The organism is Virgibacillus proomii (assembly GCF_018916875.1).
Lineage (GTDB): Bacteria > Bacillota > Bacilli > Bacillales > Amphibacillaceae > Virgibacillus > Virgibacillus proomii_B.
Genome location: NZ_JAHLNO010000006.1, coordinates 48603 through 64374 on the forward strand (window position 1 = coordinate 48603; position 15772 = coordinate 64374).

Below are 15772 nucleotides of genomic sequence, written 5' to 3' on the forward strand. Positions count from 1 at the left end.
TTTTATACTATAGGAAAGTATAAAATTTTATGGTTTATAGTATAAGAAAAACTACAGCTTTCGCTAAAGACTTGGCGATAAGCCAAGTTTTTCTAAGAAAAGACATAGAAGTCTACATATTTTTATGTGTTGTTAGATTAGTTTGGTGGAGATGGAAAGATGAAAACAATGGTGAAAGATTTCATATTGAAACATAACTTGTTTACAAAAGACGCAACCATTTTAGTTGGCGTTTCTGGTGGACCAGATTCGATGGCTCTTCTGCATTATTTACATTCGCTCAAGGAAGAATGGAACTTTCGCATTGTTGCCATAACTGTTGATCATCAGTTGCGGGGAGAGGAATCATTAGAAGATTTACGCTATGTGGAAAATGTTTGCAAACAATGGAAAGTAGAATTTATCGGTAAATCTGTAGATGTGCCTAGTTGGAAAAAAGAACAGAAACAGGGAACTCAAGTTGCTGCACGAACCTTACGTTATGCTATTTTTGAACAACAAATGAAACAGTTGGGTGCCGATTATCTAGCCTTGGGACATCATGGCGATGATCAAACAGAAACGATGTTGATGCGACTCACTCGCTCTGCCGATTCACAAGCTTTCGTAGGAATTCCAGTAAAACGAGCGTTTGCAGGAGGTTCAATTGTACGACCGTTTCTTTGTGTTTCAAAGGAGGATATATGGAAATATTGTCAAACCCATTATATTACTCCGAGACTTGATCCTTCAAATGAGGAAACAATCTATACTAGAAATTATGTGCGACATCATATTCTTCCTTTACTAAAGGAAAAAAATAGAAGCTTACATACTACCATTCAACGTCTTAGTGAAACATTAGCCATAGATCAGGCGTATATAACAGAGGAAGCAGAAAACATGGTACAATCAGTAGCCCAGTTCGATCAAGAAAAACGGGAATTATCTTTTGAAATTGATCTATTTAAAACGCATGCATTTGCTTTACAAAGACGAGCCTATCATCTAATATTAAACTATCTGTATATTGATTTACCAAAAGATTTATCGTATGTCCATGAAGAGCAATTTTTTGCATTATTACACCGACAAACTGGAAATGCACAAATTGATTTCCCTGCTGGCTTAAAAGTAGAAAAATCCTATAATCAGTTAAGGTGTCACTTCTGTGATGATCTTCATTGTTCATCGTCATTCCATAAGCATATAAAAATTCCAGGAAAGACCGTTTTACCTGATGGTTCAGCTATTATAGCTAAATATGTAGATGCTTTCTCAGAAGAGACAAAGGATAGCTTCTGCTTTGATGCCAGTCAGGTTGTACTTCCATTACATATAAGAACCCGAAAGCATGGAGATAAAATGCATTTAAAAGGGTTGAACGGAAGCAAGAAGGTAAAGGATATTTTTATTGATGCCAAAATACCTCGTAGAAAGCGAGCAATTTGGCCGATTATAACCGACGATCATGGGGAAATATTATGGTTGGTTGGATTACGAAAAGCGTCACTTGCCAAACGATCCACCAGCACCTCACAAATACAACTATATTATGAAAAAGGCAACATGTAGGAGGAGCAGATTATATGCATAATGATATTAAAGAAGTGTTAATATCAGAAGAGGAGATTGCAAACAAATGTAAAGAATTAGGGGCTCAGCTAACGAAGGAGTATGAGGGAAAGTTCCCTCTGGCTATTGGAGTATTAAAAGGTGCTATGCCGTTCATGTCTGATGTATTACGTTATACAGAAACTTATCTAGAAACGGACTTTATGGATGTGTCCAGCTATGGCAAGGAAATGCGCTCCTCTGGAGAGGTGAAGATCGTTAAAGACCTTGATACTAAAGTAGAAGGTCGGGATCTATTAATTATTGAGGATATTATCGATAGTGGGTTAACATTGCGTTATTTAGTTGATCTATTTAAGTATCGAAAAGCAAATTCCATCAAAATAGTTACACTACTTGATAAGCCATCAGGAAGAACTGCTGATATTAAAGCGGATCTTATTGGCTTTGAAGTGCCAAATGAGTTTGTCGTAGGCTATGGTTTGGATTATCAGGAAAAGTACAGAAATCTTCCATATATTGGCGTTTTAAAGCCTGAAGTGTATGGAGGAGTATAGGTCTAATATAACAGTCAACTAATTAACCCTAAATTTTTTATAAGTAAATGAAGTTATTAAGATAAATTAGTTGTATTGCAACTTTTTTATATGGTACGATTTAATATAGTTTTTCCCCGTTTGGGAGGAGGTAAGTAATGAACCGGATATTTCGGAACGCGTTCTTTTGGATACTGATTTTCTTTGTAATTATTGCGGTTATTTCAGTATTCACTGGGCCGAATGAAGAAGCAAAACAATACAATGTTAAGCAATTTATGGATGCTTTAAATAATGGCGAAATTAAAGAAATGACGATGCAGCCTGCTAATGGCATTATTCGTTATAAAGGAACTTTAAATGATGATGAAAAGCCTTTTATTGCACAAGTTCCTGATAATACAGAGATTGTTGCTTCGATTACGAAGCAAGCGAATGAACAAAGTGTACTTAAGGTAGAAGAAGAAGAACAGCCTAGTATGTGGGTAACGCTTTTAACAACGATGATTCCTTTCCTGATTATCGGACTCTTTTTCTTGTTTATCCTTAGTCAAGCTCAAGGTGGCGGCGGCGGAGGCCGTGTGATGAACTTCGGTAAGAGTAAGGCGAAAATGTATACCGAGGATAAAAAGAAAGTACGCTTCAAAGATGTTGCCGGTGCAGATGAAGAGAAGCAAGAACTAGTAGAAGTGGTTGACTTTCTAAAAGATCCACGTAAATTTGCTTCACTCGGTGCACGAATTCCAAAAGGAGTGTTGCTTGTTGGACCTCCTGGAACCGGTAAAACGTTATTAGCGCGTGCTGTAGCTGGCGAAGCAGGAACACCATTTTTCTCTATCAGTGGTTCTGATTTTGTGGAGATGTTCGTTGGTGTTGGTGCATCTCGTGTACGCGATTTATTTGAAAATGCGAAAAAGAACGCACCCTGTATTATTTTTATAGATGAGATTGATGCAGTTGGTAGACAACGTGGAGCTGGTCTTGGTGGCGGTCATGATGAACGGGAACAAACATTAAACCAGTTGCTGGTAGAAATGGATGGTTTTGGTGCAAATGAAGGTATTATCGTCATTGCAGCAACGAACCGTGCAGATATTTTAGATCCGGCGTTACTGCGTCCAGGACGTTTTGATCGTCAAATCATGGTGGACCGACCAGATGTAAAAGGGCGCCAAGAAGTGTTAAAAGTACATGCCAGAAATAAACCGTTAGCTGACGATGTAGACTTAAAAACAATAGCTATGCGAACACCTGGATTTTCGGGTGCAGATTTAGAAAACTTACTTAACGAAGCTGCATTAGTAGCGGCAAGAAGAGACGCTACTAAAATTGAAATGTTAGATATTGATGAGGCAATTGACCGTGTTATCGCCGGACCTGCGAAGAAAAGCAGAGTTATTTCTAAAAAAGAGCGTAATATTGTTGCTCATCATGAAAGTGGTCACACTGTTATTGGCATGGTTTTAGATGATGCTGATATGGTGCATAAGGTTACGATCGTTCCTCGTGGCCAAGCCGGTGGTTATGCTGTAATGCTTCCAAGAGAAGATCGTTATTTCATGACCAAACCGGAATTGTTTGATAAGATAACAGGGCTATTAGGCGGTCGTGTAGCTGAGGAAATTATGTTTGGTGAAGTAAGTACAGGTGCACATAATGACTTTCAACGTGCAACAGCCATTGCTCGAAAAATGATAACAGAGTATGGCATGAGTGATAAAATTGGACCATTACAATTTACTAGTGGTAGCGGTCAAGTCTTTCTTGGCCGTGATCTCAGCAATGAACAAACCTATAGTGAAGCCATTGCTCGAGAAATTGATAAAGAAATGCAAAACTTTATTAGTTATTGTTATGATCGAGCTAAGAAAATCCTTACTGAGCATAAGGATAAGCTTGAGTTAATTGCACAGACTTTACTAGAAGTAGAAACGCTTGACGCTAAGCAACTTAAGTCGCTCTTTGAAGATGGAGTATTACCTCCAGAGGACGACGATAAGGTAAAGGTGAATATTCAATCTAAAGAAGATGAACCGGAATCTTATGAAGAAGCAAAAGAAAAAGCTAGCAAAAAGCTAAAAGAAGAAACAAAAGAGCAGCCTTCTAAAGATAGTAGTGTATCTACTTCATTTGATGAAACAAAAACGTCTCCTACATCTCATGAAATCAGAACTGATAATAAACCGACAGCAGAAGATGAAGAGGAGAAATAAAGGGAATGGATCCCCCCCCCACCTTAATGAGATGAGCAAGGTGGGGGGTGTTTTTATCCCGCATGTAACTGGCAGTAAGACCTGCCTTTCCATCTACGAGTTGAACCCTAGGAGGATAAGTGGAGGATCCAACTGCAAGTCACGCTTTTTCTTCGTGCGATGTATTGCTGTCGTAGCTTCTCTGTTCTGTCGTCCCAAGCCAATCGGGTATTTAGTTGTCTTTTATCACACCACTTCATCTTATTGATGTCAAACCATGAAAGTAGTAGAGATGATGGGGCTTTATATACGTTATTAAATTTCCACTCGCGTCGTCTTAACTTCGCGCTGAAATTTTTCACATTCTAACATTTGAAGAAATTATAAATGGATTATTTTAGACAAAATGTTGAACATTCTCTTAAAAGAAGGGTAAGGATCTTTATGTTATTTGTATTAGATGTTGGAAATACGAATACGGTCCTGGGTGTTTTTGCTGATGATAAATTAATTCATCAATGGCGAATAAAAACGGACCGTCATAAAACAGAAGATGAATTTGGCATGCTGATTAAGTCATTATTTGCACATAAAGGTGTTACTTTTTCAGAAATTACAGCAGTAATTATTTCTTCCGTAGTACCTCCTATTATGTATGCTTTAGAAAAGATGTGTAAAAACTATTTTCAAATAGAGCCATTGATCATTGGCAAGGAAGCAGTAGATTCTTTTTTAAAAATGCGTTATCCAACCCCCCAAGAAATTGGAGCAGATCGGATTGTGAATGCAGTTGGAGCGATTGAGGAATATGGTGCACCGCTTATTATCATTGACTTTGGGACAGCGACAACCTATTGCTACATTAGTGAACAAAAAGAATATTATGGCGGAGTCATTGCCCCTGGTATGCAGATAGCGATGGAAGCCTTGTATCGATATGCTTCTAAATTACCGAAAATAGAAATTCAAGTTCCACCGAGTGTCATTGGCTCATCTACTGTAGAGGCAATGCAGGCAGGTGCTCTATATGGTTATGTAGAGCAAGTTGACGGGATTGTGCGTCGTATAGAGGAAGAAATGGGTGTTAAGACAACTGTTGTAGCAACAGGGGGACTATCGCCATTAATTGCTGACGAATCAAAAATGATAGATATTGTAGATCCTTATTTAACTTTAAAGGGGTTACGGTATATTTATAATAAAAACAAATCAGAATAGCTTTTTCCAGCAGAAGGGAGAACAAGCCATGAAAGATTTTATAATAAAAGCAACTGCTTATAATGACAAGGTACGTGCGTATGCTGCGCTATCTACTCATACTGTGGAAGAGGCGAGAAGGCGACATGACACATGGGCAACGGCTTCAGCTGCGCTGGGCAGAACTCTTACGATTACAGCGATGATGGGGGCAATGCTAAAAGGGGAAGACACAATTACAGCGAAAGTAATTGGGAATGGTCCAATTGGAGCAATTATTGCAGATGCGAATGCAAAAGGACAAGTTCGCGGTTATGTAACGAATCCTCATGTTGATTTTGAACTAAATTCCCAAGGGAAGTTGGATGTGGCTAGGGCTGTCGGTACAGAAGGGAATATTAGTGTCATTAAGGATTTAGGTTTAAGAGACTTCTTTACTGGGGAAGTTCCGATTATTTCCGGGGAAATTAGCGAAGACTTTACTTATTATTTTTCGAATTCTGAACAGATCCCTTCAGCTGTTGGTGCAGGCGTATTAGTAAATCCTGATCATAGCATTTTAGCCGCCGGAGGGTTTATTGTCCAACTGATGCCAGGCGCAAGTGAGGAGGTCGTCGAACAGTTAGAAGAACAAATACAATCTTTCCCAGCCATTTCCACATTAATTCGTGAAGGAAATACACCTGAGCAAATATTACAGCGCTTATTTGGCGACCAGGAGATGAAACTACTTGAGTCTATCCCGTTGGAATTCCGTTGTCGATGCTCAAAAGAACGGGTAGAGCGAGCTATTATCGGATTAGGAGAAGCTGAAATTCAAAATATGATCGATGAAGATCACGGAGCAGAGGCTAGCTGTCATTTTTGTAACCAGACTTACCATTTTACAGAAGAAGAGTTAATTAACTTAAAAGAACAAGCAGAATAATTATTAAAAAACTAACTAGAAATCGCAGATATTACTGCGATTTTTAGCTTTATTAGCAACTGAAATGTAAACAAGTAAATTTAAGTTTAAGTAGAAGTCAGGCGCAAATGAGTTCTCGTCTATCCTGCGTAAGATTCCCCTTCAAGAGTGATAGAAAAGAAGAAGCCTATGGGAGATAACGGCAACAAAATCATTCAAGGTGGAAAGTACTCCTTGAATGAAGTTTTACATATCGTCAGAAGTTCTCCAGTTTATACGTCACTAACTGATCGCTTGTGCTTTTGTACTACTTCTATTAATAGGGATGAAAGAAACCTCCACTGAACGAAGTATCACTTTAATATGCCAATCTTACTTTTGATGTAAACAAACAGTCTTAAAGTGAACAAAAACCCTAATTTTTGTTCTGCGTGAGGAAGGGATATTATGTTAAATTAAGCTTATACAAGTTTCATGTAAATGGCATGTAAAGTTTGGACATACTGCTAAAGAAGGGTGTTAGCTAACTCTTTTTTAAACCTTTAAATGTACGTGCTTATAAATGTACGTTCAAAAAGAGGATAAATAGGCTTGAAGTCTCACATTATTATGTAAGCCTAGGATTAGCTTAGTTGCTGTACTTGTATAGCTTCTTAAGGCTAATTGTACCTGAGTACAGGAGGAGCAGGAAATGTCAAAAAAACTATTACTTGGAATCATTATTATTCTTTTAATTACGAATATTGCCATGATATTAGTTTGGAGTAATAACGAGCAAATAGATGTAAAAAATGATGGTGTAAAACGGAAATTTAGCAATAAGGAAGTGGTGGCAACCGTAAATGGAGAAGACATCACCTTTCAAAAATGGTACGATGCTTTAAAGAATACTTATGGAGAAGAAAAGCTGAAGGAAATGATTGATCGCATTCTTGTTCAGCAGTTAGCGGAAAAGAAAGGGATTACGATTAATGATAAGGTGATAGAACGAGAAATTTCACTCCTGCTTGCAATGCAAGGGGTGTTATCAAGTTCTGAATATAAAGAATTAGAAGCAGATTGGGAAGATGATATACGTTATCGCTATCAACTGCAAATGCTACTGACGGAAGATGTACCTGTTTCCGAAGCTAAACTCAAAGAGTATCATGCAAGATATGGGAAACACTACAACTTCACATCTTCCATGCAGCTTTCACATATAGTAGTAAAGGATAAGAAAACAGCGGAAAAAATTTATAAGGAGTTAGAGTCGGGAGCGTCGTTTAGCTTATTAGCACAAGAATATTCATTGGATGAAGAAACGAAATCGGAAGGTGGATATTTAGGGTTTATTTCAATAGAAAGTCAATTTTTTCCTAAAGGCTATGTGGAAATTGCTACTAAGATGAATGAGCATTCTTACAGTAAACCATTTAAAGCAGATAATGGGGTAGCTATTTTATATTTACATCGTAAGCTTCCTTCGATTACGTTTACCTATGAGGAAATAAAACCATATATCAAAAGCGAATTAGCACTAAATGAAAAAAATCAGTCATTAGATGCTGATTCACTTTGGGAAAAGCAAGATATTAAATGGATTTACGAGAAATTAGAATAGATAGTTGACAAGATCAAAATAAACTCGTAAATTTATAATTAATCAGATAAAAAAAGTAGGAATTGGGAGGCCGTGAGATGAAAGTTGCAAATTCGATAGCGGAGCTTATAGGAGAAACGCCAATTGTAAAGTTAAATAATATAGTTGATGAAAATAGTGCTGATATTTATGTGAAATTAGAATTTATGAATCCGGGAAGTTCAGTAAAAGATCGAATTGCTTTAGCGATGGTAGAAGCTGCTGAGAAGGAAGGCTTACTTAATGAAGGGGATACCATTATTGAACCAACGAGTGGGAACACCGGAATAGGCTTAGCGATGGTAGCTGCTGCCAAAGGTTATAAAGCAATCCTAGTGATGCCAGATACGATGAGCCAGGAACGCCGTAATCTATTACGTGCTTATGGTGCTAAGTTAGTATTAACGCCTGGTGCTGAAGGAATGAAAGGGGCAATAAATAAAGCAGAAGAGCTGCAAAAAGAACATGAATATTTTATGCCGCAGCAATTTAATAATGAGGCAAATCCCAAAGTTCATGAAAAAACGACAGGAAAAGAAATCATTTCCCAAATGTCTGAAGGATTAGATGCCTTTATTGCTGGTATCGGTACAGGAGGTACGATTACAGGTGCGGGCAGAGTGCTAAAAGAGCATTTTAAAGATATTAAAATATATGCTGTAGAACCAGCAACATCTGCTGTACTCTCTGGAGAAAAACCGGGCTCACACAAAATTCAGGGGATAGGTGCAGGCTTTGTACCGAAGATATTGGATACACATATATACGATAAAGTATTACAAATTGAAAACGAAGAGGCTTTTGAAACGGCCAGAGAAATTGCTACGACCAATGGAATATTAGGTGGTATTTCTGCAGGCGCAGCTGTAGCCGCTGCGAAAAAAGTTGCTAAAGAACTAGGTAAAGGTAAGAAAGTATTAGCTATTTTCCCAGATAATGGGGAGCGTTATTTATCTACTCCACTTTATCATTTTGGAGAAAACGAATAAATATAGGTTTTTATGCGTAACCAGTATCGAAACAACGGTACTGGTTTTTATGTTAGTCTAGTGATTTATATCCGCTTCTATATAGTAGAGGTGGATAATTGGTTTGAGAAGTAGCTTTGTCTAACTTAAGCAATGGAGCTCAAGGAAACTTTGCTTTTTTTCTACGATAAAGTTAACATTGGATCGAATCTAAAGGAAGACCGACTAAAAGCGGGCTTGCCGTCCAATCTCGGCATACGCCTGTTGCAGGGGAATGTAAGGATCTGTATCTATCACATTTGGAAAAATCTGCTTATTTTTTCCGATCTTTATGAGAGAAACGGCTCCTAAATTCCCATATCGCTCGGGGCGAGGGGACAGGGAAGCTGCGGGTAGCAATACATCGCGGTTTCTTAAGGACAAGAAGGACTACGACCAGCGATACATCGCACGCAGAAAAGTGATTTCCTTTTCAAGGACTAGACAGACTGCTTGAATAGGCATCACGCAGAAAAAGCGTACTTCTTTTTTAAAGACAAGAAACAACCAGGATAGCGATACATCGCGATTTTTTCAAGGAGAAAAGCATTCCACGGAATGAAGTTTCACTTTATCCCGCATGTAACTGACAGTAAAACCTGCCCTTCCATGCTAAGAGGTGAACCCTAGGAGGATAAGTGGAGGATCCAGTTGCAAGTCAAATGTCCGATTCTGTTCATTTAACGATGATAGAAGATTCACTTTATCTCGTCAGCAGTTCTCTAGTTTGTACATCGCTAACCTGCCTTAAGCATTTTGTTCTTATATAACCATTTCTAAAGGTAGGTTGGGGCTGAAAGATAATCTGTTCTGCTGCTTTGTGTGAATATAGTAAACAAGGTCGCTTACAAAAAAATTCTATGTTACCATAAGAAAGAATAAAGATGAAAGAAGGACTGGTGGAGATGCGGTTAACAACTAAAAAGAAAACCTATGATTTAACCGATCGTACACATATTATGGGAATTTTAAATGTAACTCCTGATTCTTTTTCTGATGGCGGCCACTATAATACGGTTGAAAAAGCGGTAGAACAGGCCATGAAATTAGAAAAAGATGGAGCAGATATTATTGATATTGGTGGCGAATCGACCCGACCAAATCATCAGCCTGTTTCTCAGGAAGAGGAAATAGCGCGAGTGATTCCTGTGATTGAAGCTATCAAGGATAAAGTTACGATTCCAATATCGATCGATACGTATAAAGCCAAAACAGCTCAAGCTGCTCTGGAGGCAGGAGCAGACATTATTAACGATATATGGGGAGCAAAGCGTGAGCCGGAAATAGCAGAGGTTGCAAGGGATCATCAAGCACCAATTATTTTAATGCATAACCAGAAAGATAGGAAATATAAAAATTTAATAGCCGATATGCTGTCCGATTTAAAAGCAAGTATTGATATTGCATTGAGCGCAGGTGTTTCACGTGAAAATATCCTCATAGATCCCGGTATTGGCTTTGCCAAAACGATGGAGGATAATTTAGTTGTGATGAATCGGTTAGAAGAATTTCAGCAGCTAGGATATCCATTACTATTAGCTACGTCAAGGAAACGATTCATTGGACATATTTTGGATGTACCGGCTGAACAGAGAGATATAGGAACAGGAGCAACAACTTGCATGGGAATTATGAAGGGAGCACAAATTTTTCGGGTTCATGATGTAAAGACAAATGTTCAGCTAGCTAAAATGATGGATGCTATGTTGCATGTGGAAAGAAGGTAATTTAGTGGATAAAATTTATTTGCAACAATTGCAATTTTATGGGTTTCATGGGCTGCTTCCTGAAGAGAATAAGCTAGGGCAACGTTTTCAAGTTGATGCGATTCTATATCTGGATTTAGCTAAGGCTGGCAAAAGTGATGATATGAATCATTCTATTCATTATGGATACGCCTATCAATGTATTAAAGAAGTAGTAGAAGGGGAAGCCAAGAATTTATTAGAGGCAGTTGCCGAAAATATTGCAGATAAGCTCTTATCTACCTTTAGCTTATTACAAGCTTGTAATATTAAGCTTATTAAACCAGACCCGCCGATTCCAGGTCATTATCAATCCGTGGCAGTAGAAATATATAGGGAGAAATCACAATGAATAAAGTTTATATCGCTTTAGGAACGAATATTGAGCCACGATTTAACCATTTACAAGAAGCATTACAACGCCTTCAAGAGCATAAGAAAATATCTATCCTCAAGCAATCATCTATTTATGAAACAGCTCCTGTAGGATATACAAATCAAGCTGACTTCTTAAATATGGTTATTCAGGCAGAAACAGATTGTACGCCGATAGAGTTATTAGACTACTGTCAACAAATAGAAAAGGAATTAGGCAGAAAGCGAACTATTCGATTTGGCCCACGTACGATAGACCTTGACATTTTATTGTATAATCAAGAAAATATAAAGATGGAACGTTTAACGATTCCACATCCACGAATGCATGAGCGTGCATTTGTGCTAATTCCATTAAATGAGATTGCACCGAATACGGTGTTACCTTTAACTATGGAAAATAAACATGTTGTTGATGCAATAAAAGAACTATCAGGAAATGACATAAAGGATGTAGAAATATGGACCAAAAAAGAATCGGTCGAAGAATAAAAGCATTTCGTAAATTAAAGGGATATACCCAAGTTGAATTTGCCAAAGAATTGGAAATACCGTTATCTGTTTTAGGGAGAATGGAACGGGGTTCTAAGCCCGTTTCCGAGGACCTTTTGGACAAGATAATAGCTGCCCTAGATATATCGAAGGAAGAGCTTATATTATACGACAAAAATGACGGCGAAAGCGATTAAGAAAAGGAGGGGTATCATCATGTTTCGAATCGGCGATATTACGGTTCCAAATCGAGTTGTGCTGGCACCTATGGCTGGTGTAAGTAATTACGCTTTTCGTTTAACGGTAAAGGAATTTGGTGCAGGCCTTGTTACTGCAGAAATGGTAAGTGATAAAGGAATTGTTAATAAAAACGATAAAACCATGGACATGCTCTATATTGATGAAGAAGAAATGCCGATGAGTTTACAAATTTTTGGAGGGGAAAAAGATACGCTAGTTAAAGCCGCTTCTTTTGTTGATCGAAATACAAACGCTTCTATTATTGATATCAATATGGGCTGCCCTGTTCCAAAAATCACCAAATGTGATGCGGGTGCCCGTTGGCTGCTTGAACCAGACAAGATTTATGAAATGGTATCTGCTGTTGTGCGTGAAGTAGAAAAGCCAGTGACAGTAAAAATGCGTAGTGGTTGGGATGAGAATCATATTTATGCGGTGGATAATGCAAAAGCTATTCAAGAAGCGGGGGCAAAGGCAATAGCTGTTCATGGTAGAACAAGGAAACAGCTGTACGAGGGAGTAGCTGATTGGAATATTATAAAACAAGTTAAGGAAGCAGTCTCGATCCCGGTTATTGGAAATGGTGATGTTGATAGTCCGCAAATTGCAAAGCAACGCCTAGATGAGACCGGTGTCGATGCAGTCATGATTGGCCGGGCTGCTCTAGGAAATCCATGGATCATTTATCAAACAGTGAAGTATTTAGAGACTGGTGATTTAATTAGTGACCCTACTCCAAAGGAAAAAATAGATGTTTGTGCGCTTCATATGGATCGACTGATTCATATGAAGGGTGAAAAAATAGCAATTATGGAAATGCGTAAACATGCAGCTTGGTATTTGAAAGGGTTACGTGGTAATGGCAGAGTAAGGCGAAAAATAAATGATGTAGATACTCGAGATGGATTACTCAATATTTTATATACGTATGCTCATGAATTAGAGCAAGATCCAAAAGCTTCTTAATCGAAGGTGCTTAATCTGTTGTGAACATGAAGTTTCTATATTGCATAAGGATAACTAAAAAAATATTTCATACTCTTTAAGGGAGTGAAAGGTTTAAATCTGTTAGTTCTGCTGGCAGATTTTTACCATTCAATTCTAGTGTCAGTGATTTTTAATTGAAATAATGATGGAGCTTTGTTGTTGCACATTATAAGTTTAAAGTGAAAGCAATCTATGTGGTATAAGGCTTTTTCCAGGGTTACCGAGTTAGTATGTATTATTTTAATGGTGACGGCTCTTTTATTGTTTTCTATACAGTTGATACATGAAAGATGAGGGTAAATCAGCTATACTACCTAATGAGAAAAGAACTGGAGTGATCATGGTGTCAGAGGAATTAAATGAACATATGCGGGTTCGTAGAGAAAAATTAGAACAATTACAGTCGCAAGGAATAGATCCTTTTGGTGAAAAGTTTACACGGACGCATGTTGCAAGTGAGTTAAAAGATTTATACGATCGCTATACGAAAGAGGAATTAGAAGGTAAGGAAGAAGAAGTAACTATTGCCGGACGAATCATGACAAAGCGTGGAAAAGGGAAGGCTGGTTTTGCCCATATTCAAGATGTTAGCGGTCAAATTCAATTGTATGTGCGTAAAGATGCGGTAGGAGAAGCAGCATATGAGATTTTTAAAACAATTGATTTGGGAGATATCGTCGGTGTCAAAGGGACCATGTTTAAAACAAAGGTAGGCGAGTTATCTGTTAAAGTTAATGATTTTCGGCTGTTGACCAAGGCATTGCGCCCATTACCGGAGAAATATCATGGATTAAAAGACATCGAACAACGCTATCGTCAACGCTACTTAGATTTAATTATGAATATGGAAAGTAAGGAAACCTTTGTTTTAAGGAGTAAAATTATTCAAACAATGCGTCGCTATTTAGATGGACAAGGTTTCTTAGAAGTAGAAACTCCGATGCTGCACGGAATACCTGGGGGAGCAACTGCAAGGCCATTTATAACGCATCATAACGCTTTAGATATTCCATTATATATGCGAATAGCTATTGAGCTGCATTTGAAACGGTTAATTGTTGGCGGCATAGAAAAGGTATATGAAATTGGAAGAGTGTTTCGTAACGAAGGTGTATCCACAAGACATAACCCAGAATTCACGATGATCGAGTTGTATCAGGCATATGCAGATTACCAAGACATTATGATATTAACCGAAAAGTTAATATCTCATGTCGCTAAAGAAGTGTTAGGTACTACTATGATAGCGTATGGAGATTACGAAATAGATTTAGCTCCAAAATGGACGAGAAAGCATATGGTTGATGCGGTAAAAGAAAAAACCGGAGTAGATTTTTGGCAAGAGATGACGGATGAAGATGCACGAGCGCTTGCTAAAGAGCATGATGTGGAAATTAAGGAAACGATGACATATGGCCATATTGTAAATGAATTTTTTGAGCAATTGGTGGAAGAAGAGCTTATTCAACCGACATTTATTTATGGTCATCCAGTAGAAATTTCTCCGCTTGCAAAGAAAAACAAAGATGATGAGCGCTTTACCGATCGTTTTGAATTGTTTATTGTTGGACGGGAACATGCAAATGCGTTTAGTGAATTAAATGACCCAATCGATCAGAGAGAACGATTTGAAGCTCAGGTTAAGGAACGAGCAGCTGGAAACGATGAAGCACATTATATGGATACGGATTTCATAGAGGCATTGGAATATGGTATGCCACCAACTGGCGGATTAGGTATAGGAGTCGACCGGCTTGTCATGCTCCTAACGAATTCTGCTTCCATTCGTGATGTGTTGTTGTTCCCGCAAATGAAAAATAAATAAACGGTGTACCATTTTAAGACAAAGGAGACGATAAACGTCCCTTTGTTTTTTAATTGTTTAGGAAACTGTAAAATTTGTTCATCCACACCCAGCTCTAACACCTAGCTCCTCGGGATTACTTCATTTTTCCTGTGGCGTGGGCAACCTCCTCGTCGGAGCTCCATTGCTTGTCGAGGCTGAGCAAGGCGTTTTTAAAGAGGTGTTCAAAAAATCAATTCATCGTACATAGGAATGAATAATACGAAGTTAAATTAATGTAGTAAATAATTTTAATGTCTAAATCTGCGCCAAGATTGGGGATCTAGCTACATACACTATAACAAAGTAGTTTTCAGTTAAAATAGGAGGTCTTTTTAAGCAGTATGCTTTAGTGCTACGAGGTGAACCCTAGGAGGATAGTGAAGGATCCAACTGCAGGTCAAATGTCCGATTCTGTCAGAGGCCTTTAGGTCATACCCTTGCGGTACTAACAATCAGTTGAGGATAAAAGGAAACACCACTGATTGAAGATTCACTTTATTAATCAATTCTTACTGACTATATGCAGATTTCAAAGATTTTAGCTCTAGTTTGAATAAAATATTGAATTATATAAACACTAAAAATTAACTTTCATTAAAAAAGTCTTGATTTCAAGGTGTAAACATGGTAAATTAATTATCGTTGCTTGAGTAAGCAACAACTTAAATAAAAATGATCGATTAAAAAAATTATTAAAAAGTATTGACTTCTATCGGTCAGCGTGGTATATTAATAGAGTCGCCAATTTGATTAACAAATTGTCAAATAAAAATTGTTTGACAAACGTTTTTCAAAATGGTACAATAAAAAAGTTGCTGTCACAAAAGACGGTTACCAATATTTGCTCTTTGAAAACTGAACAAAACAACCAGTATGTCAAGAAAAGCAGTCTCTGTTTTTCTAAGAAATAACTCAAGATAGATCTTGAGAGAAGCTAAGAAATAATGAAGAACGTTGTTTTTCATTACAAACTTTTTTGGAGAGTTTGATCTTGGCTCAGGACGAACGCTGGCGGCGTGCCTAATACATGCAAGTCGAGCGCGGGAAGCAAGCAGATCCCCTTCGGGGGTGAC

General features: G+C 37.9%; 13 protein-coding genes and 1 rRNA gene. All 14 read left to right on the plus strand.

Translation table 11 applies throughout. From position 1 onward, the window contains the following. Nucleotides 1–159: 159 nt before the first annotated feature. Entirely contained in the window at nt 160–1554 is a 1395-nt protein-coding gene (gene tilS / locus KQI21_RS04425) for a tRNA lysidine(34) synthetase TilS (RefSeq protein ID WP_216482828.1), read from the plus strand. A 14-nt stretch (nt 1555–1568) separates the two neighbouring features. Then, nucleotides 1569–2111, plus strand: coding sequence for a hypoxanthine phosphoribosyltransferase (gene hpt / locus KQI21_RS04430; protein WP_216482829.1), 543 nt, complete (start codon nt 1569–1571; stop codon nt 2109–2111). A 137-nt stretch (nt 2112–2248) separates the two neighbouring features. Then, nucleotides 2249–4303 (plus strand): ATP-dependent zinc metalloprotease FtsH, encoded by a 2055-nt coding sequence (gene ftsH, locus KQI21_RS04435; RefSeq protein ID WP_216482830.1) that lies wholly within the window; start codon nt 2249–2251, stop codon nt 4301–4303. Between the two features lie 423 nt (nt 4304–4726). Further along, complete coding sequence (locus KQI21_RS04440; protein ID WP_216482831.1) at nt 4727–5500, plus strand: type III pantothenate kinase; 774 nt, start codon at nt 4727–4729, stop codon at nt 5498–5500. A gap of 28 nt (nt 5501–5528) precedes the next feature. Next, nucleotides 5529–6407, plus strand: a complete 879-nt coding sequence (gene hslO / locus KQI21_RS04445) for an Hsp33 family molecular chaperone HslO (protein WP_216482832.1) — start codon at nt 5529–5531, stop codon at nt 6405–6407. A 670-nt stretch (nt 6408–7077) separates the two neighbouring features. Then, complete coding sequence (locus KQI21_RS04450) at nt 7078–7989, plus strand: peptidylprolyl isomerase (protein ID WP_216482833.1); 912 nt, start codon at nt 7078–7080, stop codon at nt 7987–7989. Between the two features lie 77 nt (nt 7990–8066). Further along, nucleotides 8067–8996 carry a cysteine synthase A gene (cysK, locus tag KQI21_RS04455; RefSeq protein ID WP_216482834.1) on the plus strand — a complete coding sequence of 310 codons (930 nt, stop codon included), beginning with the start codon at nt 8067–8069 and terminating at the stop codon, nt 8994–8996. A 902-nt stretch (nt 8997–9898) separates the two neighbouring features. Further along, nucleotides 9899–10741, plus strand: coding sequence for a dihydropteroate synthase (folP, locus tag KQI21_RS04460; protein WP_373687624.1), 843 nt, complete (start codon nt 9899–9901; stop codon nt 10739–10741). Nucleotides 10742–10745: 4 nt separating this feature from the next. After that, on the plus strand, nt 10746–11111 hold the full coding sequence (gene folB, locus KQI21_RS04465; RefSeq protein WP_216482835.1) for a dihydroneopterin aldolase: 366 nt from the start codon (nt 10746–10748) through the stop codon (nt 11109–11111). Further along, nucleotides 11108–11626 (plus strand): 2-amino-4-hydroxy-6-hydroxymethyldihydropteridine diphosphokinase, encoded by a 519-nt coding sequence (gene folK, locus KQI21_RS04470; RefSeq protein ID WP_216482836.1) that lies wholly within the window; start codon nt 11108–11110, stop codon nt 11624–11626. The genes folB and folK overlap by 4 nt, the downstream gene beginning before the upstream one ends. Next, complete coding sequence (locus tag KQI21_RS04475) at nt 11596–11823, plus strand: helix-turn-helix domain-containing protein (protein ID WP_216482837.1); 228 nt, start codon at nt 11596–11598, stop codon at nt 11821–11823. The genes folK and KQI21_RS04475 overlap by 31 nt, the downstream gene beginning before the upstream one ends. Nucleotides 11824–11842: 19 nt before the next feature. Next, nucleotides 11843–12832: a tRNA dihydrouridine synthase DusB gene (gene dusB / locus KQI21_RS04480; protein WP_216482838.1), complete on the plus strand. Its 990-nt coding sequence runs from the start codon at nt 11843–11845 to the stop codon at nt 12830–12832. A 361-nt stretch (nt 12833–13193) separates the two neighbouring features. After that, nucleotides 13194–14678 (plus strand): lysine--tRNA ligase, encoded by a 1485-nt coding sequence (lysS, locus tag KQI21_RS04485; RefSeq protein ID WP_216482841.1) that lies wholly within the window; start codon nt 13194–13196, stop codon nt 14676–14678. 994 nt (nt 14679–15672) lie between these two features. After that, nucleotides 15673–15772: ribosomal RNA gene (locus KQI21_RS04490) — 16S ribosomal RNA — on the plus strand; the annotation flags it as partial.

Coding starts and splice junctions, on each gene's coding strand:
- tilS (WP_216482828.1), top strand. CDS start 160: ATGAAAACAATGGTGAAAGATTTCATATTGAAACATAACTTGTTTACA.
- hpt (WP_216482829.1), top strand. CDS start 1,569: ATGCATAATGATATTAAAGAAGTGTTAATATCAGAAGAGGAGATTGCA.
- ftsH (WP_216482830.1), top strand. CDS start 2,249: ATGAACCGGATATTTCGGAACGCGTTCTTTTGGATACTGATTTTCTTT.
- KQI21_RS04440 (WP_216482831.1), top strand. CDS start 4,727: ATGTTATTTGTATTAGATGTTGGAAATACGAATACGGTCCTGGGTGTT.
- hslO (WP_216482832.1), top strand. CDS start 5,529: ATGAAAGATTTTATAATAAAAGCAACTGCTTATAATGACAAGGTACGT.
- KQI21_RS04450 (WP_216482833.1), top strand. CDS start 7,078: ATGTCAAAAAAACTATTACTTGGAATCATTATTATTCTTTTAATTACG.
- cysK (WP_216482834.1), top strand. CDS start 8,067: ATGAAAGTTGCAAATTCGATAGCGGAGCTTATAGGAGAAACGCCAATT.
- folP (WP_373687624.1), top strand. CDS start 9,899: ATGAAAGAAGGACTGGTGGAGATGCGGTTAACAACTAAAAAGAAAACC.
- folK (WP_216482836.1), top strand. CDS start 11,108: ATGAATAAAGTTTATATCGCTTTAGGAACGAATATTGAGCCACGATTT.
- KQI21_RS04475 (WP_216482837.1), top strand. CDS start 11,596: ATGGACCAAAAAAGAATCGGTCGAAGAATAAAAGCATTTCGTAAATTA.
- dusB (WP_216482838.1), top strand. CDS start 11,843: ATGTTTCGAATCGGCGATATTACGGTTCCAAATCGAGTTGTGCTGGCA.
- lysS (WP_216482841.1), top strand. CDS start 13,194: ATGGTGTCAGAGGAATTAAATGAACATATGCGGGTTCGTAGAGAAAAA.